The organism is Actinoplanes sp. NPDC021490, assembly GCF_055562135.1.
The window spans coordinates 515,265-533,331 of record NZ_JBVHFW010000002.1 but is presented as its reverse complement, the minus strand read 5'-3'; the positions used below and the strand labels follow the sequence as shown (position 1 = coordinate 533,331).

At 70.7% G+C, this 18,067-nt stretch carries 18 protein-coding genes; 8 read left to right on the top strand and 10 right to left on the bottom strand.

Features of this window, described 5'->3' with window-relative positions:
* Positions 1 to 225: 225 nt before the first annotated feature.
* From ACZ3I4_RS06875 to ACZ3I4_RS06855, 5 genes are all read right to left on the bottom strand, one after another.
* Positions 226 to 768, bottom strand: a complete 543-nt coding sequence (locus ACZ3I4_RS06875; RefSeq protein ID WP_465380912.1) for a GNAT family N-acetyltransferase — start codon at positions 766 to 768, stop codon at positions 226 to 228.
* Positions 769 to 797: 29 nt separating this feature from the next.
* Positions 798 to 1,136 carry a YnfA family protein gene (locus ACZ3I4_RS06870; RefSeq protein ID WP_465380911.1) on the bottom strand — a complete coding sequence of 113 codons (339 nt, stop codon included), beginning with the start codon at positions 1,134 to 1,136 and terminating at the stop codon, positions 798 to 800.
* 24 nt (positions 1,137 to 1,160) lie between these two features.
* Positions 1,161 to 1,907, bottom strand: a complete 747-nt coding sequence (locus ACZ3I4_RS06865) for a hypothetical protein (RefSeq protein ID WP_465380910.1) — start codon at positions 1,905 to 1,907, stop codon at positions 1,161 to 1,163.
* 81 nt (positions 1,908 to 1,988) lie between these two features.
* Positions 1,989 to 2,189, bottom strand: coding sequence for a hypothetical protein (locus ACZ3I4_RS06860; protein WP_465380909.1), 201 nt, complete (start codon positions 2,187 to 2,189; stop codon positions 1,989 to 1,991).
* 48 nt (positions 2,190 to 2,237) lie between these two features.
* Complete coding sequence (locus tag ACZ3I4_RS06855) at positions 2,238 to 3,740, bottom strand: amidohydrolase family protein (RefSeq protein ID WP_465380908.1); 1,503 nt, start codon at positions 3,738 to 3,740, stop codon at positions 2,238 to 2,240.
* Positions 3,741 to 3,856: 116 nt separating this feature from the next.
* Here ACZ3I4_RS06855 and ACZ3I4_RS06850 point away from each other — a divergent pair, with 116 nt between their 5' ends.
* The 5 genes from ACZ3I4_RS06850 (at position 3,857) to ACZ3I4_RS06830 (ending at position 10,196) form a co-directional block, all read left to right on the top strand.
* A complete protein-coding gene (locus tag ACZ3I4_RS06850) occupies positions 3,857 to 4,636 on the top strand; it encodes an LLM class F420-dependent oxidoreductase (RefSeq protein ID WP_465380907.1) in 780 nt (259 codons plus the stop codon).
* A 41-nt stretch (positions 4,637 to 4,677) separates the two neighbouring features.
* Positions 4,678 to 4,857 (top strand): hypothetical protein, encoded by a 180-nt coding sequence (locus ACZ3I4_RS06845; RefSeq protein WP_465380906.1) that lies wholly within the window; start codon positions 4,678 to 4,680, stop codon positions 4,855 to 4,857.
* Between the two features lie 174 nt (positions 4,858 to 5,031).
* Positions 5,032 to 5,781 (top strand): hypothetical protein, encoded by a 750-nt coding sequence (locus tag ACZ3I4_RS06840; RefSeq protein WP_465380905.1) that lies wholly within the window; start codon positions 5,032 to 5,034, stop codon positions 5,779 to 5,781.
* A 203-nt stretch (positions 5,782 to 5,984) separates the two neighbouring features.
* Positions 5,985 to 8,762: a peroxidase family protein gene (locus tag ACZ3I4_RS06835; protein WP_465380904.1), complete on the top strand. Its 2,778-nt coding sequence runs from the start codon at positions 5,985 to 5,987 to the stop codon at positions 8,760 to 8,762.
* Positions 8,763 to 8,780: 18 nt separating this feature from the next.
* Positions 8,781 to 10,196, top strand: coding sequence for a serine hydrolase domain-containing protein (locus ACZ3I4_RS06830; RefSeq protein WP_465380903.1), 1,416 nt, complete (start codon positions 8,781 to 8,783; stop codon positions 10,194 to 10,196).
* Here ACZ3I4_RS06830 and ACZ3I4_RS06825 read toward each other — a convergent pair.
* A complete protein-coding gene (locus ACZ3I4_RS06825) occupies positions 10,193 to 10,981 on the bottom strand; it encodes an alpha/beta fold hydrolase (protein WP_465380902.1) in 789 nt (262 codons plus the stop codon). The genes ACZ3I4_RS06830 and ACZ3I4_RS06825 overlap by 4 nt on opposite strands.
* A 57-nt stretch (positions 10,982 to 11,038) precedes the next feature.
* Positions 11,039 to 11,704, bottom strand: a complete 666-nt coding sequence (locus ACZ3I4_RS06820; protein WP_465380901.1) for a DUF4097 family beta strand repeat-containing protein — start codon at positions 11,702 to 11,704, stop codon at positions 11,039 to 11,041.
* A gap of 227 nt (positions 11,705 to 11,931) precedes the next feature.
* Here ACZ3I4_RS06820 and ACZ3I4_RS06815 point away from each other — a divergent pair, with 227 nt between their 5' ends.
* The gene (locus ACZ3I4_RS06815) at positions 11,932 to 12,672 is read left to right on the top strand and encodes a helix-turn-helix domain-containing protein (protein ID WP_465380900.1); all 741 of its coding nucleotides are present in this window, start codon (positions 11,932 to 11,934) and stop codon (positions 12,670 to 12,672) included.
* A 105-nt stretch (positions 12,673 to 12,777) separates the two neighbouring features.
* Here the strand turns inward: ACZ3I4_RS06815 and ACZ3I4_RS06810 are convergent, their stop codons facing one another.
* Positions 12,778 to 13,716 carry an LLM class F420-dependent oxidoreductase gene (locus tag ACZ3I4_RS06810; protein WP_465380899.1) on the bottom strand — a complete coding sequence of 313 codons (939 nt, stop codon included), beginning with the start codon at positions 13,714 to 13,716 and terminating at the stop codon, positions 12,778 to 12,780.
* Between the two features lie 95 nt (positions 13,717 to 13,811).
* Between ACZ3I4_RS06810 and ACZ3I4_RS06805 the strand changes: the two genes are divergently transcribed.
* Complete coding sequence (locus ACZ3I4_RS06805) at positions 13,812 to 14,402, top strand: TetR/AcrR family transcriptional regulator (protein WP_465380898.1); 591 nt, start codon at positions 13,812 to 13,814, stop codon at positions 14,400 to 14,402.
* Between the two features lie 27 nt (positions 14,403 to 14,429).
* Entirely contained in the window at positions 14,430 to 15,512 is a 1,083-nt protein-coding gene (locus ACZ3I4_RS06800; protein ID WP_465380897.1) for a M15 family metallopeptidase, read from the top strand.
* A gap of 41 nt (positions 15,513 to 15,553) precedes the next feature.
* Here ACZ3I4_RS06800 and paaK read toward each other — a convergent pair whose 3' ends face one another.
* Positions 15,554 to 16,822 (bottom strand): phenylacetate--CoA ligase PaaK, encoded by a 1,269-nt coding sequence (paaK, locus tag ACZ3I4_RS06795; RefSeq protein ID WP_465380896.1) that lies wholly within the window; start codon positions 16,820 to 16,822, stop codon positions 15,554 to 15,556.
* Positions 16,819 to 18,051 (bottom strand): aminotransferase class I/II-fold pyridoxal phosphate-dependent enzyme, encoded by a 1,233-nt coding sequence (locus tag ACZ3I4_RS06790; RefSeq protein WP_465380895.1) that lies wholly within the window; start codon positions 18,049 to 18,051, stop codon positions 16,819 to 16,821. Before ACZ3I4_RS06790 ends, paaK begins: the two co-directional genes overlap by 4 nt.
* Positions 18,052 to 18,067: the final 16 nt, after the last annotated feature.

Below are 18,067 nucleotides of genomic sequence, written 5' to 3'. Positions count from 1 at the left end.
GCCGTTCCACGGCTGCGGAGATGTTGTCCCACGACTCCGCCGACCGGGAGTGAAGCAGCAGGGCATAGATGATCTGGTCCATGTCCTCGGGATTGAGCGGCAGATCCCAGCGCCGCACGAACGGCGCCAGCGCCGCCGAGGCCCGCATCATGTCCTGTTCGGTCGGTCCGCCCATCAGCCCTCCGTGAACTTGACCGGAGCCTGTTCCGTCCCCGCGCGTGCCCGTCAGCGGGCGCGCAAGTCAACGACGTAGAACAGCAGCTCGCCATGTTCGTCGTTGTCCGTGCGGTCCACGCGCATGCCGAGCCCGGTGGCGATGTGGCGCGAGGCGAGGTTGTGCGGGCGGATGCTGGCCCACACCCGGCGGAGGCCGGCGGCGTGGCACTGCTGCAGCACCGCCGCGGCTGCCTCGGAGGCATAGCCCCGGCCCCGGTGCGAGGCCCCGATCAGGTAGCCGATCTCGGGTTCTTCGAAGCTGGTGCGGCCTTTGAGCATTCCGCAGTTGCCGATCAGCAGGCCCGTCTCGGCGCAGCGCAGGGCATACCAGCACAGGCCATGGTCGCGCTGCGCTTCGACACGGTGGGTGATCCAGCGCTCGGTCTGCTCGAAGGCGGTGAAAGGTCCGGATCCGATGGTGTGCGTGTCCGGATCAGCGAAGAGGGAGTGCAGCTCGGCGGCGTCGCCGGGGGTGAAGGCGTCCAGCCTCAGACGTCGGGTACGCAGCGACGGCGACATTGCGGCACGTGGTGTGGAGGGCATCGTGGCCATCCAACCAGAGGAATCGCGTAGACGGCTGGTCAGGAAGCGGTCCGGGGCGCGTACATGATGACGGCGACGCCGATCAGGCAGATCGCGGCGCCGATGAGGTCCCACCGGTCGGGGCGGAACTTGTCGACCACCATGCCCCAGGCCAGGGAGCCGGCGACGAAGATTCCGCCGTACGCGGCCAGGATCCGGCCGAAGTTCGCGTCGGGCTGCAGGGTGGCGACGAAGCCGTAGGCGCCCAGGGCGATGACACCGGCGGCGATCCACCACAGGCCGCGGTTCTCGCGCCAGCCCTGCCAGATCAGCCACGCGCCGCCGATCTCCGCGAACGCGGCCAGGATGAACAGCAGCAGAGAGCGGACGACGGTCATGCCCGGCAACCTACCCGGCGGTGATCAGGTGGCGGGTACGGCGAAGGGGCGGCGGGTGGCCGTGGGGGAGAGGGACGCGACGGTGGCGCCGGCGGGGGTGGCCTCGTCGGTGGCCTCCAGAGCCTCGCGCTGCAGGCTGGCGGCGGAGCGGCGGGCCAGGTCGACGTCGTGCCAGGCGGTGCGCTCGGCCTCGGCGGCCGTCTCGTAGCGGTGGCGCAGCCAGGCGGCGGTCGCCCGGGCGATCACCAGCTCCTGGTCGACCGGGTGCAGGCAAGCGTCCCAGCCGTTGCGGCCGGCCTGGGCGTCGGCCAGAGCCTCGGCGGGCAGGTCGCCGCGGTCGCAGGCCGCAGCGACGGCGCGGTGCAGGAAACGCTCGCGGGCCGCGTACTCCTCGCAGGTGCGCACCGACCACGGGGTGCCCCACCGGGCCGCCACGGTCGCCGAGCGCAGGCGGGCGTCGGCGTCCAGCCAGGCCTCGTACGCGGCGTTCATGGTGGTCTCGGCCTGCTCCCACAGCTCCTGCCAGCGCTGCGCCGCGACGGACGCGCGGTCGGCGGCGACGCGCACCTCGGCGGCGTACGAGGAAGGGGTGGTGTCGGGAATTTCCTGTTTGCGGAACGCGTGGACCAGGTCACGGATCATCCGGCCGGGGTGGCGCATGGCCTCGGGGCTGCCCAGCACGAGCAGCGCCGGGAAGGTGAGCAGGATCAGGGTGGCCCAGATGGCGGCCGGAGCCGGGTCGGCCAGGAGCATTTCCGCAACTACGTTCATGGGGGAGTTCCGTCCGCGAGAGTCGTCGATGGCAGGCTGCGACCATCGGCTGGCGCGCCGGCGCGGCGCGGGGCGGGATGGTCAGGCAGAGGCGACGGGAGGCGCGCGGGAACCGCGGACACCGGCGGTGAACTGCGAGAGAAGAACCGGGGCGCGGTCGGCGGGGACCGGCTCGGCGGCCACCCGGACCTCCACAAGGGGAGCGGGCCGCGAAAGAAGACCGGCGAAGGCCAGGATCAGGGGCAGCAACAGCATCGCGCTGAGCAGCTCACCCGTCACCATGTGTCCAACATAGCGACTCGTCGGCGAACCGCCCAGCGCGCCACGCGATCAGGCTCGGGAAATTGACGAATGACAGGCGCATCCGGCCGTCACGGGCAGCACCCCGGAGGGCGCCTGGGCGCGGGCGGCGGCCTCGATCTCGGCCAGCATCCGGCGCCGCGCCGCCGCGTCGATCAGACGACCCCGTACGAGAACGCTGTCGATCTTTGTGGTGTGGGCGATGTCGCGGAGCGGGTCGGCGCCGAGCAGCACGAGGTCGGCGACGTGCCCCCGCTTCACCAGGCCCTGGTCGCGACGGCCCAGCGTGAGCGCGGGCTCGAGGGTCGCCGCCCGCAGCGCCTGCGCCGGGGTGACGCCGGCCCGCACCAGCAGCCGCAGTTCATCGTGGAGGCTGAAACCCGGCAGCAGATAGGCGGTGCCGAGATCGGTGCCGGCCAGCAGCGGCACGCCCGCGCGGGCCATCTCGCCGGCCAGCCGCAGCCGCCGGGCGAACAGCTCACGCCGCTCGAAGCTCTCCTTCGCCGTACGCCCCTTCAGATAGATGGTCTCGTTGGCCCACTGCCAGTACGCGAGGGTGTCGGCGCTGACGTACCGGAAGCGCGGGTCGTCGTGCGGCACGTCCTGCGGGGTGTCGCAGGTCCGGTGCACGCTCAGCGTGGGCGTCACCCGGGTTCCGTTGCGGGCCAGCCGCTCGAACAGCCGCGCCGCCTTGTCCCGGTCGTAGCTGCGTGCGGCCGCGAACTCCACCGGGTGCAGCTTGGTGAACCAGCTCGCGTAGTCCCCGCCGTCCACCCGGATGCGGGCGATGTCCCGCCGCAGCCGCTCCTCGTCGTGCGACGTGTCGTACCAGAACTCGAAGAGGTGCTCGATGGTGTGCAGCCCGGCGTCGCTGGCCTCGGTGACCGGGACGAAATCGGGGACGTGGCCCAGGAACGGCAGTCCCTCGCGGCGCGACTCGGCGGCGATCGCGTGGAACGACTCGCGGCTCAACCGGCTGTACGTCTTGATGAACGCCGCGCCGGCCGCCGACTGGGCCCGTACGGCCGCCCGGGCCTGGGTCGCGTCCGCCACCGCGACGTACGGGACCCCGAGCCCCTCCCACAGCGAAGGTGACCCGTCCACGATCGCGCTGCCGACGATCCACCGCGGCCCGACCCGCACCCCGGCCTCGATCTCGCGCTGCCAGCCGATCGCGGGCTCGTTGGCCGACATCTCGCGTGTGGTCGTGACCCCGTTGACCACGTACATCTCGGGCTCCAAGCGGTCGATCCCGGTCGCGTGCGTGTGCATGTCGGCGAGCCCGGGGATCAGGTATTTCCCGCGCCCGTCGATGACACGCGTGTCATGCGGCACGGCGACGCGGCCGGCATCGAGGATGCGGCCGTCGCGGACCAGCACGTTCTGCCCGCGCCGCCGCCCGTCGGCGTCGACCACTGTGACACCGGTGATGGCGAGGAGGCCGCCCGAGGCGGAAGCCGGGCCCGATCCGGCCGCGGCGCCGGCCAGGGCCGCCGCCCCGCCGGCCAGCACTGTACGTCGTGAGATTCCCATGCGAAGAATGCTCGTCCGGTGGCCGCTCCGGCACACGGGTGCTGAGGCCCGTCCGCGGGTAGGGCTAGCCCCACTTCGGCAGGACGACGGCACCGTCAGCGCCTAGGCTGGCGATCATGACTTCCAGGCCCGTCCGGATCGGTGTGCAGATCCAGCCTCAGCACGCCGACTACAAGACCATCCGCCGCGCCGCCGCCGAGGCCGAAGAGCTCGGCGCCGACATCCTGTTCAACTGGGACCACTTCTATCCCCTGTACGGCGAGCCCGAGGGCCTGCATTTCGAGTGCTGGACGATGCTGGCCGCCTGGGCCGAGCAGACGTCGCGCATCGAGATCGGCGCCCTGGTCACCTGTAACAGCTATCGCAACCCCGAGCTGCTGGCCGACATGGCCCGCACCGTCGACCACATCAGCGACGGCCGGCTCATCCTGGGCATCGGCTCGGGCTGGTTCGAGAAGGACTACCAGGAGTACGGGTACGAGTTCGGCACCGCCGGCGGGCGCCTCGACGCGCTGGCCGACGCGCTGCCGCGGATCGAGTCGCGGTACGCCAAGCTCAACCCCGCGCCCACCCGCAAGATCCCCACGCTGATCGGTGGCGGCGGCGAGAAGAAGACGCTGCGCCTGGTGGCCAAGCACGCCGACATCTGGCACAGCTTCGGCGACGCCGAGACCGTCGAACGCAAGACCGGCATCCTCCGGCAGCACTGCGCCGACGTGGGCCGCGACCCGGCCGAGATCGAGATCTCCACCGCGGTCCAGGGCAAGCCCGCCGAGGTCGGCCCGACCCTGCTAAACCTCGGTGTCTCGCTGTTCACGGTGAGTGCCAGCGGTCCGGATTACGACCTTTCCGACCTGCGCGAATGGCTCGCCTGGCGGGACTCCGTCAACGGATGACCCGGTGTTTGGCAAATGATCACCAGGGTACGGAGGCGGGCATGATTATTCCGTCTGATCCGGACAAATACCCGCCGCTCGACCCGGGCGCGCCGATCCCGGACGACCCGGGTGAGCTGGAGCCGGGCAGCCCCGACCCGCTGCCCCCGCCGCCGGCCGAGCCCTCGCCCGTGCCGACCGAGCCGGCGCCCGAACCGGGCGGTGTGCCCGAACCGGCGTGACGGTTGTGTCGGGAATCGGCAGGCGTTTCTGACGACGACAAGCAGGTGACCTGCCCGGCTTGGCCTGAACGGCCGAGGGGCGGTCACCTGTGAGTCGGCTGTACGGCTCCCTGTACCTTGGGCGCGCTACCGTTCGGCACGAGCCGGCCGGGGCGACCGAACGGGGGCACCACCATGAAGAGCAAACTCGCCGGTGCGCTGGCCGGCCTGGCCACGGCCGCCCTGCTGGCCGGCGGCTGCGCCGGGCAGGACGACGGCGCGAAGTTCGAGGAGCCGGCCGGGCCCGCGTCCGCGGCCGCGCCCGCCGGCAACGGCGTCGAGTCCCTCGAGGCCGCGCAGATCCTCGAGAAGGCCAAGGCGGCCCTGGCGAAGGCCAAGTCGTTCCACTTCAAGGGCTCGGTCAAGGCCGAGGAAGGCAAGATCGGCCTCGACTTCAAGATCGCCGGCGAAGAGGTCCTCGGCACGATGTCGCTGAACGGGCCGCGCGTCAAGCTGCTGGCCGTCGACGGCCGGAAGTACATCAAGCCGGACGCGAACTTCTGGAAGATGAGCGGCGGGGCCGAGCAGGGCGCCGCGATCGCCCAGCTCGTCGGCGACCGCTGGGTGCTGGTCAAGGCGGGCGACAAGAGCTTCGAGGGCATGTTCAGCACCACCGATGTCAGCGAGCTCCTCGACCCCGAGGGCACGGTCACCAAGGGCGCCGTCTCCGACATCGACGGCAAGAAGGCCATCGCGCTGACCGACAGCGGCGCGGACGGCGGCACGCTCTACATCGCCACCACCGGCGAGCCCTACCCGCTGCGCCTGGCCGGCCCGAACCCGGCCGACGGCGCGCTCAACTTCACCGAGTTCGGCGAGACCTTCACCGACATCAAGGCCCCGCCCGCGGCCGAGGTCGTCGACCTCGAGAAGCTGAAGAAGTAACCGCAACCGGCGCGGTCACCGCGATCGGGCCCATCGGGCCAGGTCGATGCGGTTGGCCGCGCCGCCGTCGGGCTGCTCGGTCTACTACGAGGCGAAAGGGCCGTCGCCGATCCGCCGGTGGAACGGGGCGGCCTGTCGAGAAAGGTCGATGGGGGATCGGCTAACCGACAGCGCCGGGGAGCGGACCGGGCCATAGTGTGCCGATGACGACGGGGACCAGGGTGCAATGGCGCGAGGTCTACCTCGGTGGATCGCCCGAGGCTGAGCGGCGGCTGTTCGAGCGGATGGCCGTGCAGATCATGCGGACGCAGCTCAAGAACCGGCGGGACGGCGAGCCGGTCGTGGCCGGCTTCCAGGCCAAGGGCACGTACGCCGTGGACGACGCCGAGCTGCGTTTCCGCGACGATCTGCCGGCCGACCTGCGGGTGGGGTTCGCGCAGCCGGGCGCGGTCTACCGCACGGCCGTGCGGTTCAGCAACGCCGAGGGCCGCATCCTCGACGACCGCGAGCCCGACCTGCGCGGGGCGGCGCTGCGGGTGGCGGTGAGCCCGGACGAGCAGCATGACCTGCTGATGACCAACGCCCCGGTCTCGCACGCCCGCGACGCCCGCCAGTTCGCCGAGTTCGCGCTGGCCACGGCGGGCGGTGGCGCCGGGCGCTATCTGGGTCTGGCCCGGCTGCCCTTCGCGATCGGGCCGGTCGAGACGCTGCGGATCGTGCGCAACGTCCTCGAGGGCCGCCGGCGTATCGACAGCGTGGCCACCGAGACGTACTGGAGCCGCATCCCGATCACGTGGGGCGGTGAGCTCGCCGTCCAATATCTGCTGCGGCCCCTGCCGGGGGAGGCGCCGGCCCGGACGGACGGCCCCGACTTCCTCACCACCGAGATGGCCGCGCGGCTGCGGAACGGCGACGTTCGCTTCGAGTTGTGCGTGCAACGGTTCCGCAGCGCGCAGGAGACGCCGATCGAGGACGCGGCCGTCGACTGGCGGTCGGCCGGCGCGCCGCCGGAACCGGTGGCCACGCTGACGATCCGGTCGGGCTCGTGCGACAACCCGGTCGTGCACGCGATGCGCTTCAACCCGTGGAACACCACCGAGGATTTCCGGCCGCTGGGCAACCTCAACCGCGTCCGGAAGGCCGCCTACGACGCCAGTGCCGCCCACCGCGACCGGCAACGCTGGCTCACCGAGGTGCCGGCCCGCAACCGGATCGCCAGTTCGGCCATGACCGTCATCTTCGGCGCCGTCAACCGGTTCCGGCCCTGGCACCGCCTGCCCGACGCGCTGGCCCTGCTCAACCTGGCCGCGCTGCGCGACGTGCTCCGGCGCGACAACCTGATCGACACGGAGAATCGAGAGGCGCCTCCCCGCGTACGGGATGTGCCCGTGCCGCCTCAGGACGAAGAGCGCGAGTTCCGTACGCATGACGGCCGGTCCAATGATCTGTCGGCCCCCGGCATGGGCGCCGTCGGGGCCGCGTTCGGGCGCAACGTGCCCGCCGTGCACCGGCCCGACCTGGTCAACGAGCCGAACCCGATCCTGGTCAGCCGCGAGCTGCTGCGCCGCGACACGTTCCGCCCCGCCACCTCGCTGAACATCCTGGCCGCCACCTGGATCCAGTTCCAGGTGCACGACTGGGTCGTCCACGCCCGCCACCCGCTCGGCGTCGACGACGTGCGCGTGCCGCTGCCGCCCGGCATGCCGGGCTGGGCCAACACTCCCGGCGGCCCGCTCGAACCCGAGATGCGCATCGGCGGCAACATCAGCCGGGGGACCGGCCCCGACGGCACCGAACTGCTCTTCGGCAACGCCGCCTCGCACTGGTGGGACGGCTCCGAGGTCTACGGCACCGACACGGCCAAGGCCCGGGAGCTGCGCGACGGCGCCAAGATCCGGCTCACCCCCGAGGGCTACCTGCCGGTCGACGTGGCCGGCTCGGAGATCACCGGTTTCAACGAGGCCTGGTGGCTCGGCCTGAGCAGCATGCACACGCTCTTCGCGCGCGAGCACAACCTGCTCTGCGACGGCTTGCGGGAGCGCCACCCGGAGTGGGACGACGATCGCGTCTACCAGACCGCCCGGCTGATCGTGTCCGCGCTCATCGCGAAGATCCACACGGTCGAGTGGACGCCCGCCATCCTCGCCACCGACGTGCTGCGGCGCGGCATGAACGTGAACTGGAACGGCGTACCGGCCAAGGATCTGCTGAGCCGGATCGGGTTGTGGCTCACCGATGTCAACGCGCTGCACGGCATTCCGAAGACCACGCCCGACCACCACAGCGCGCCCTATTCGCTGACCGAGGATTTCGTCACCGTCTACCGCATGCACCCGCTGATCCCCGACGACTACAACTTCTCCACACCGGACGGTCAGACCCTGGGTTCCCGTACGTTCCTGGACCTGCAGGGCGGCCGGGCCGACGAGGAGCTGCGGTCGCTGGGCCTCACCAACGTCCTGTATTCGTTCGGCACGGCCCACCCGGGCGCGATCACGCTGCACAACTTCCCGCTGTCCCTGCTCAGCCTAGAGCGCGACGGCGAGCTCATCGACTTGTCGGTGGTCGACCTGGTGCGCACCCGGATGCGTGGGGTGCCGCGCTACAACGACTTCCGCGAGGCCCTGCACATGCCCCGCATCACGCGCTGGGAGGATCTGGGCGAACCGTCGACTGTGGAGGAGCTGCGTTCGGTGTACCGCAGCATCGACGAGATCGACACCATGGTCGGCTTGTTCGCCGAGACACCGCCCGAGGGTTTCGGCTTCTCCGACACGGCCTTCCGGGTGTTCATCCTGATGGCGTCCCGGCGCCTGCAGAGCGACCGCTTCCTGACCGCGGACTACCGCCCCGAGATCTACACCCAGTTCGGCCTCGACTGGATCGCAAGCACGACGATGACCGACCTCATTCACCGCCACTGCCCCGAACTGTCGGCGGTGCTGCCCGCCGGGAAGAATGCGTTCGCGCCCTGGGCCTGACCTGGTTACGGTGCCGGGATGCCCGCACTGTTGCCCCGATCGACGCCGGCCGCCGCCGGGATCTCGTCCCGCGCGGTCGGCGCGATGCTGGACCAGCTCGACGCGGAAGCCGTCGAGTGCCACTCGCTCATGGTCGTACGCCGTGGCCGCGTGGTGGCCGAAGGGTGGTGGGCGCCCTATTCGGCCGACCGCCCGCACCTGCTCTACTCGCTGACCAAGTCGTTCACCTCGATCGCGGCCGGGATCGCCATGGGCGACGGGCTGCTCTCGACGGCCGACCGGATCGTCGACGTTCTGCCCGGCCACCTTTCGCCCGGTGCTCCGGAGCAGGCGAAGCGCCTCACCGTGCACCACCTGCTGTCGATGACCACCGGGCACGGCGATGACAGCCTGGCCGAGGCATGGCAGCTGGAACCGGGCGACCTGACCAGGGGGTTCCTGCGGGTGCCTTTCCCGTACGCCGAGGGCACGCGCCACACCTACGACAACGCGACCACCTATGTGCTGGCCCGCATGGTCGAGCGGGTCACGGGCCGGGGGTTGCCGGAGTTCCTGGACGAACGCCTCTTCGGCCCGATGGGTGTCACACACGCCGAATGGGACCGGGTCGCCGGTGGCGCCGTCTTCGGGTTCCATGGTCTGCACCTGACCACCGAGGCGGTGGCCGCGTTCGGCGAGCTCCTGCGGCGCGACGGCCGGTGGGGTGACCGGCAGCTGGTTCCGCCCGGCTGGGTGCGGCTGGCGACCAGCCACCACATCGAGACGCTGCCGGTCGAGGAGGACGTCCGCAACGCCGACTGGCTGCACGGTTACGGCTACCAGTTCTGGATGTCGCGGCACGGCTTCCGCGGCGACGGCGCCTTCGGCCAGATGTGCGTGGTCGTCCCGTCGCACGAGCTGGTGGTCGCGGTGACCGGGGCCATGACCGAGCCCCAGGCGATGCTCGACGCCCTCTGGGACAACCTGCTGCCCGGCCTGGACTCCGCCGGCAGCGCCGCCGACGACGAAGAGCTCGCGGAACGCCTGCGCGGATTGGCGTTGCCGGTGACGACCGGGACGGCCGGACCGGACCGTCCCGTCGAGGCGCGGATCGACGGCAGTTCCCCCGATTCGGCCCTGCCCGACGGTACGACCGTCACGGTCGAGCCGACCGGCTCCGGCTGGGTCGTGCGCCTCGGCCCGTCGTTCGACATCGAGGCCGGGCCCGGCGAGTGGCGCGAGAGCGCACCCCTCGGCCGGCCCGTCGTCGCCTGCGCGGGATGGCAGGGGAGCCGCTTCGTCGCCGAGCTCTGCGTCATCACCACCCCGCACCGGGTCCGGCTGGTCGTCGACGGCGCCACGGCCACCGCCACCTGGAACGTCGTGCCACTCACCGGCCCCCGGCTGGACCTGCACCTGCGGGCGCCCCTGATGACCCGGCCCGATGTCGCCTAAACGGTTGCCACCTCCCGGGCCGCCGCGGCCACGGCCGCGTGATCCTTGCGCAGGATCATGCTGTGGTTGCTGGGGACCTTGGCGCTGATCCGGATGTGCGGGTTGCGGGCCACCACCTTGTCCAGACTCGCCCGGATCGCCTCCTGCTCGTCGCCCTTGCTGCCGAGCGACGTGCCGGAGGCCAGGACGTAGCGGGTGGGAACGGCGATGCTGTCCATGACCGGGCCGAGTTCGCGTTCCCGCGAGAGCTTCCCGAGTTCGATGTTGCTGGTGGCCTGCTGGTCGGCGTTCAGGCGCGGGACCAGGCCGGTCGGGCGCAGCAGCGGCATGAACCAGGCCATCCGCCTGAACATCGTCCGGATCCGTTCCTCCATGGCGTCGTCGAGCCAGTCGTGCGGCATCGCGCCGTCGACCAGGACCGCGCCGATCGCCCGGTCCGGGTTGCGGCCGGCCCAGTGCGCCCCGAGGAACGCGCCGTAGGACCATCCGACAACCAGCGCCCGATCCACCCCGCGGGCGGCGAGGACGGCGTCGATGTCGCGGATGCCGGCCTCGAACGAGTAGTCGGCCGACGGTTTCGACTTGCGGCCGCGGGCGCGTTCGTCGTACGTGATGTGCCGCCAGCCGGGGCCGAGGTCGGCGATGACTCTCTTCCAGTAGCCCTGGGTCGCGAACTGCCCGTTCAGGTAGACGACCGGGATGCCGGTGCCGCCGGTGTCGGTGCAGGCGAGGGCTGTGTCGTCGATCGGGATCATGCCGGTCCACGGGGTGACGGTGCTGGTCATGTCGTACTCCTGTCCGAGGGGCGAGCGTTTCGAGGGGTGTGAGGCGGCCGTCGTGGGTCAGAGGCTGCGGGCCGTGATGTCGCCCTGGGCGGTGGTGGCGCGGATGTCGAGGCCGGCGGTGCCGTCGTTCTTCAGGGCGTTGCTGACCCGGCCGTGACCGGTGCCGGCGTCCAGGGTGGCCGAGACGCCGGTGGCGGCGCCGACGGTGATGTCGCCCTGCTGGGTGGTGAGGAGCAGGGTGCCCCGGACGGCCTCGGCGATCCGGATGTCACCGCGGCCGGTGCTGATCTCGGCGGGCCCGGTGAGGCGGCCCACTTCGACGTCGCCGTCGACCGCGGTCAGCCGTACGCTCGCGGCCTCGTCGATCTTGATCTGCCGGTAGGCGCCTTCGAAGCTGACGTCACCGAGCCGGCCGACGCCCCGCAACTCGGTGCTCGCGGTCCGGCCCTCGATCCGTGAGCCGACCGGCAGCTGGACCGTGACCTCGACGGATCCGGTCGGGCCGACCAGCCCGTTCGACGGCTGGGACGACGCGATCCGCAGGGCGCCGTCGGCGTACGTGACCGTGGTCTGCTCGGCGGCCCGGACGTCGCGGCTGCGGCCGGGGTCGGCCGGGCGCACCTCGACGACGGTGTCGGCGCGCTCGACGGCGATGAGCTGGATGCGCCCGGCCGGGACGTCGAGGACGGCGGCGATCGGGGCGGGGGTGGCGAAGCTCTGCATGGTCTTCTCCGGTGCTCGCGTTTCGTTTCTGACATGCGAAACGCTACGTTGCTTTCCACAACAAGGCAACGTCAATATTGCAACGAGATCGGGTAATGCCAGCTCAGAGCTGTTCAAACGTTGCAACCGGGTGTGCGGTAACGCAATGCCGGGCCGGACTGTCTTTGCAATGACCAGAAGTGAACGCTATGGTGGCCCGGTCGCAATCGACTATCGAGGAGACCGGGATGCCGGGAGGCAGACTCACCCAGCAGGAGCGTCAGCAGATCGCGCTGGGTCTGGCCGACGATCTGCCCTACGCCGAGATCGCCCGGCGCCTCGACCGGCCGACCTCCACGGTCACCCGTGAGGTGATGCGCAACGGCGGCCCCAACGGCTACCGCGCCGACCTGGCACACCGGGCCACCGAACGCCGCGCGCACCGCAGTCGTGCGGCCGCCGTCCGCGGTCCCGCATCGGGCGGCGGCCCGGAGGGACGCGACATCGGCGCCGTCACCGACTATGCGGAGACGCTCACGACCGTGCTCATGGCCTCGGGCCTGCCCCGCATGGGCGCCCGCGTCCTGACCTGCCTGTTCATCACCGACAGCGGCAGCCTCACCGCGTCCGAGCTGGCCCTGCGCATGCGGGTCAGCCCGGCGTCGGTCTCCAAGGCGATCGCCTTCCTGGAAAGTCAGAGCCTGGTCCGCCGGGAGCGCGACGAGCGCCGCCGCGACCGCTACATCGTCGACGACGAGCTCTTCTATCAGGCGACCATCGCCAGTGCCCGGGCCAACGACCAGCTCGTCGCCGTCGCTCGCCAGGGTGCCGCCGTTCTCGGTCCGGGCACCGATGCGGCGGCCCGCCTGGAAAATGTGGCCCGCTTCCTGGATTTCATCAGCGAGAGCGTCACCCGGGCCGCCGACCAGGCGCGGGCCGTCCTCCGCTCCGCGCCGGAGCAGTCAGCCGCTGATCAAGGTTCTGTGTGACAGCCGCGCCATGCCTTCTCGAGGCCGGCGGCACCCTGAAGGCCGAACCCGGCCGGGAGCACCCGTGGTGGGTGCTCGCCGGCCCGGAGGGCAACGAGTTCCGGTTTACTTCACCAGCGGGCTGAGGGCGGCGCCGACCGCGGAGACCACGCCGGGGCGGTGGCCGTTGCGGATCAGGTTGATGCAGATGCCGTCGACCCCCGCGTCCAGGATCTTCTCCTGGATCTGCTCGGCCACCTGGCCGGGAGTGCCCAGGAAGGCGCGGTTGCGGCGGTCGTCGGGAATCGACTCGCCCAGCTCCTTGGCCTCCTGCTCGGTCTCGCCGACCATGCCCATGATCAAGAAGCTGGTGGCCAGGGTGGCCGGGTCGCGGCCGATCTCCTCGCAGCGCTGCTTGAGCACCGAGATCTTGCGGGGCAGGTCGGCCAGGTCGCAGATGATGTTCATGTGGTCGGCGAACCGCGCGGCCAGCCGGAACGTCTTCTGCTCACCCGAGCCACCCAGCATGATCGGGATGTTCGGACGGACCCGCGGATTGTTCATCGCGCCCCGGGCCACATACCACTTTCCCTCGTACGTGGCCTGTTCGCCCTTGAGCATCGGGGCGATGATGTTCAGGGCCTCGTCGAGCCGCTCGAAGCGCTCGGTGAAGGTGCCGAACTCGTAACCCAGGTCGTGGTGCTCGCGTTCGAACCAGCCGGCCCCGATGCCGAGGATGGCCCGTCCCTTCGAGACCACGTCGAGCGTCGTCACCGTCTTGGCCAGCATGGCTGGGTTGCGGTAGGTGTTGCCGGTCACCAGCGTCGAGAGCTGCACTGTCGAGGTGACCCCGGACAGGGCGCCCAGCGTCGTGTACGACTCGAGCATCGGCTGGTCGGGCGTCCCGATGCCGGGCAGTTGATAGAAGTGGTCCATCACGAGCACGGTGTCGAAGCCGGCGGCCTCGGCCTCGCGGGCCTGCGCGGCGACCGTGTCGAAGAGGTTCTCGTTCGGGACACCGGGATAGGAGAAGTTCGGAATCTGATATCCGAGCCGGATGGTCACTGTTCCTCCACGAGAAAGAAGGCGCCCTCCATGTAAGAGGACTATCACCAGGTAATGTAAGAGCCCTCTTACACCGATGCAAGCGGGAGGACGGCGTGGCGAAGCAGGGTTACCACCACGGTGATCTCCGGGCGGCGCTGATCGCGGCGAGTTTCGAGCTGCTGGCCGAGTGCGGGCTGCAGAAGTTCTCGGTGGCCGCGGTGGCCCGGCGCCTCGGGGTGAGCTCGGCCGCTCCCTACCGGCATTTCCCCGACCGGGCCGGCCTGCTCAGCGCGGTGTCCGGGGCGGCCGCCCGCGACCTGCGCGCCGAGATCCTCGCGGACGCCCGGGACGGTCTGCCCGCGGTCGCCGAGGCCTACGTCCGGTTCGTGGCCCGCACCGGCGCCGGGTTTCCCGTCATCTTCGCCGGTGAGCTCGCCGCCGTGCCCGACGAGGAACGCCGCGAGCACACCCGGGCCCTGATGGCGACGTTGTTCGAGCGGGCCGCCGCGCCCACCCATCAGCAGTCGCTCCTGCTGGTCGAGGCCACGATCGCGGTCGCCCACGGCTACGCCTCGCTGTACGACGACGGCTTCTTCAACCGAAGCGCGCACAGTGTCGACGACATCGCCGCCCGCGCCGCTGCGGCGGCCGCCGCGCTGGCCCAACCGGCGCAACCGGCCCGCACCCGCGAGGGCACGGTGTAGCTCCCGGCGCCCCGGAGTCTCTTCCGGGTGACGACACGACAGGAACTCCGACCGGATCCGACGATCCGCCGAGCCCGCCGGGCCATCACCCTTCCGCTCGCGGCTCTGGCCCTCGGCCTGACCGCCCTGGCCGCCCCCACGCCGGCCGAGGCCGCGCCGCCGGCGGTGGCCCAGACCTGGAACACGCTGATGTACCGCAGCCTGACCCGCCAGCAGACGGCCGCGACCATGCAGGCCACGATCACCACCCAGAAGGCCGACGTCGTGATCCGCAACAGCGAGGTCACCAACGCCACCAACGCCGGCACGCTCGCCCAGACCCAGCTGAACACCGCCACCACGACCGACACCAACGCCCGGGCCCGGGTGACCGCCGCGCAGACCGCTCTGACCACCGCCAAGCAGAACCTGACCAAGGCGTCGAAGAAGAAGCCCCTCAACAAGACGGCCGTCACCAAGGCCCGGAACGCGGTCACGGCCGCGACCAAGACCCTCAACCTGCGCAAGACCGCGGCCCAGCAGGCGGCCACGGCCCTCACGACCGCCCGGACCAACGCCCGTACGGCCACCACCACGCTCGCCACCGCCATCACCAACCGGGATGCCGCCGCGGGCGCGGTCACGGCCAGTCAGCAGAAGCTGGCCGCGCTGCCGACCGCCTACTCGCTGGCCACCCAGGCCGGCGCGCTCAGCCGGGACGTGGTGACCCAGTCGCGTACGGGCTTCGCGGTCGCCGACACCACCGAGGTCTACGGCATCACCGTGCACCGGAGCGTCGCCTACGCCTTCAAGCGCATGCTCGGCGACGCCCGGGCCAACGGGATCGTGCTCTCCGGTGGGGGTTTCCGCACCAAGGAACGCCAGATCGAGCTCCGCAAGTCCAACGGCTGCCCCGACGTGTGGACCGCGCCGTCGTCGTCTTGCCGCGTGCCCACGGCCATCCCGGGCCGCTCACTGCACGAGCTGGGCATGGCCGTCGACATCAGCCAGGACGGCAAGACCCTGACCCGCTCCAGCACCGGCTACAAGTGGCTGGTCGCGCACGCCCGGGCGTACGGCTTCATCAACTTGCCGTCCGAGCCCTGGCACTGGTCCATCACCGGCGGCTGAGGCGACCGGGTGGGCGCTCCGGACCGGCGCCCACCCGATCGTCAGCCGCGGTGGTCGGCGATCCGGCGAGCCTTGCCGGTGGAACGTTCCAGGGCGTCCGGCGGCAGCACCTCGACCGCCGCCGTGACACCGATGTTCTGCTTGATCAGGGTGGCCAGGTCGCGGCCCTCGGGCGTGGCGCCGGGCCGGGCCTCCACCCGCACGGTGAGCTCGTCCATGCGGCCCGGGCGGGTCAGCACGCACTGGTAGTGCGGGGCCAGGCCGGGCACGCGCAGGATGAGCTCCTCGATCTGGGTCGGGAAGACGTTCACGCCCCGCACGATCATCATGTCGTCGGTGCGGCCGGTGATCCGCTCCATGCGCCGCATCGTGCGGGCCGTGCCGGGAAGCAGCCGGCTCAGATCGCGGGTGCGGTAGCGGATGATCGGCATGGCTTCCTTGGTGAGCGAGGTGAACACGAGTTCGCCCTGCTCGCCGTCCGGGAGCACGTCACCGGTGACCGGGTCGATGATCTCGGGATAGAAGTGGTCCTCCCACACGTGCAGGCCGTCCTTGGTCTCCACGCACTCGGCCGCCACCCCGGGCCCGATCACCTCGGACAGGCCGTAGATGTCGACCGCGTCGATCCCGAGCCGGCTTTCCATCTCGGCCCGCATGTCCTCGGTCCACGGCTCGGCCCCGAAGATTCCCACTCGCAGCGTCGTCTTGAGCGGGTCGACGCCCTGCCGTTCCATCTCGTCCACAATGGTCAGCATGTAGCTCGGTGTCACCATGATGATGTCCGGCTCGAAATCGGCGATCAGCCGCACCTGCCGTTCGGTCATGCCACCGGACACCGGTATCACGGTGCAGCCGAGCCGCTCGGCGCCGTAGTGCGCGCCCAGGCCGCCGGTGAAGAGCCCATAGCCGTACGCGACGTGCACGCGATCGCCCGGGCGGCCGCCCGCGGCCCGGATCGAACGGGCCATCACGCCGGCCCACATGTCCAGGTCGGCCTGCGTGTAGCCGACCACGGTGGGGCGGCCCGTGGTGCCGCTCGAGGCGTGGAGGCGGGCGATCCGGTCGCGCGGCACGGCGAACATGCCGAACGGGTACGTCTCCCGCAGATCCTGCTTCGTCGTGGACGGGAACCGCGCCAGGTCGGCCAGCGAGCGGCAGTCCTCCGGGCGTACGCCGGCCTCGTCGAACTTGCGGCGGTAGAGCTGCACATTCTCGTACGCGTGCCGCAGTGTCCTTTGTAGCCGCTCCAGTTGGAGCGCCCGCAACTCGTCGAGGGACGCGGTTTCGATCGGCTCTGTCACCGATGTCATGCCGGGCGCCGCTGCTGGGGTATCGCCGGTCGCAGGGCGCCGTCGCGGGCCAGTTCGGTGAGCACGTTGTTGAGGTCGTCGACGTGCTGCTCGGTGTGCGCGGCGGTCAGCTGCACGCGGAAGCCGATCTCGTCGCGCGGCACGCCTGGATACGGCGCGAGCGTGACGTACTGGCCGGCCGCCCACAGCCGCTCCGACACCTCGATCAGGTCGTGGTCGGGGGAGATGGGGATCTCGACGACGGGCGTGTCGTGCACGTTGAGCGTGTGCACACCCATTCCCCGTACGTGGGAAAGCAGTTTCGCCGTCAGCTGGTAGAGGTGGGTGCGCAGCTCGTCGCCGCGCTTCTCGTTGACGTCGAGCCCGGCCATGACCGTGGCCAGCGAGGCCACCGGTGACGGACCCGAGTACAGATAGGTCGGGGCGTCCACCTTCAGCTTGTTCTTCACCGCGGTCGGCAGGGCCAGGAAGGCCAGCAGCGACGAGTACGCCTTGGAGAAGCCGCCGACGAGGATGACGTTGTCGTACGACTCGCCCGCGTGCTTCACGATGGCGTTGCCGCGCAGGCCGTACGGGGAAGGCTCGTCCGGGCTCCGCTCGCCGATGACACCCATGCCATGCGCGTCGTCGACGTAGAGGACAGCGTCGTGCTCGCGGCACAGGGCGGCGTACTTCTTGAGGTCGGGAATGTCGCCGGTCATGCTGTTGACGCCGTCCATGCAGACCATGACCGGGCGGGCGGTCGCCTCCTTGAGCAGGCGCTCGAGCTCCTCGACATCGCCCGAACGGAAGCGGCGCATGGTCGCGCCCTGACCGCGTGCGAACACGCAGCCGTCGTAGATGGTGCGGTGGGCGCGGCTCTCCATGATGAGAGTGCCCTGGCCGATCAGGGCCGGGATGACGCCCAGGTGGATTTGCGAGATCGTCGGCAGCAGCAGCACGTCCTCGGCGCCGAGCAGGTCGGTCAGGCGCTCCTCGAGCTGCGGATAGAGCCGCGGGCTGCCGAGCATGCGCGACCAGCTGGGATGGGTGCCCCACTTGCGCAGCTGGGGCTCGACGGCCTCGATGACCTCCGGGTCCAGGTCGAACCCGAGGTAGTTGCAGGACGCCCAGTCCACCAGCCAGTCCTGGCCGATCCGGATCCTGCGGCCGTCGATCTCCTCGATGACCGCGTCATACATCCGGCTGTTGACGCGAAGGTCTTCGATGTCATGGGTTTGGGCCGGCACTTGGGTACCTCTTTCC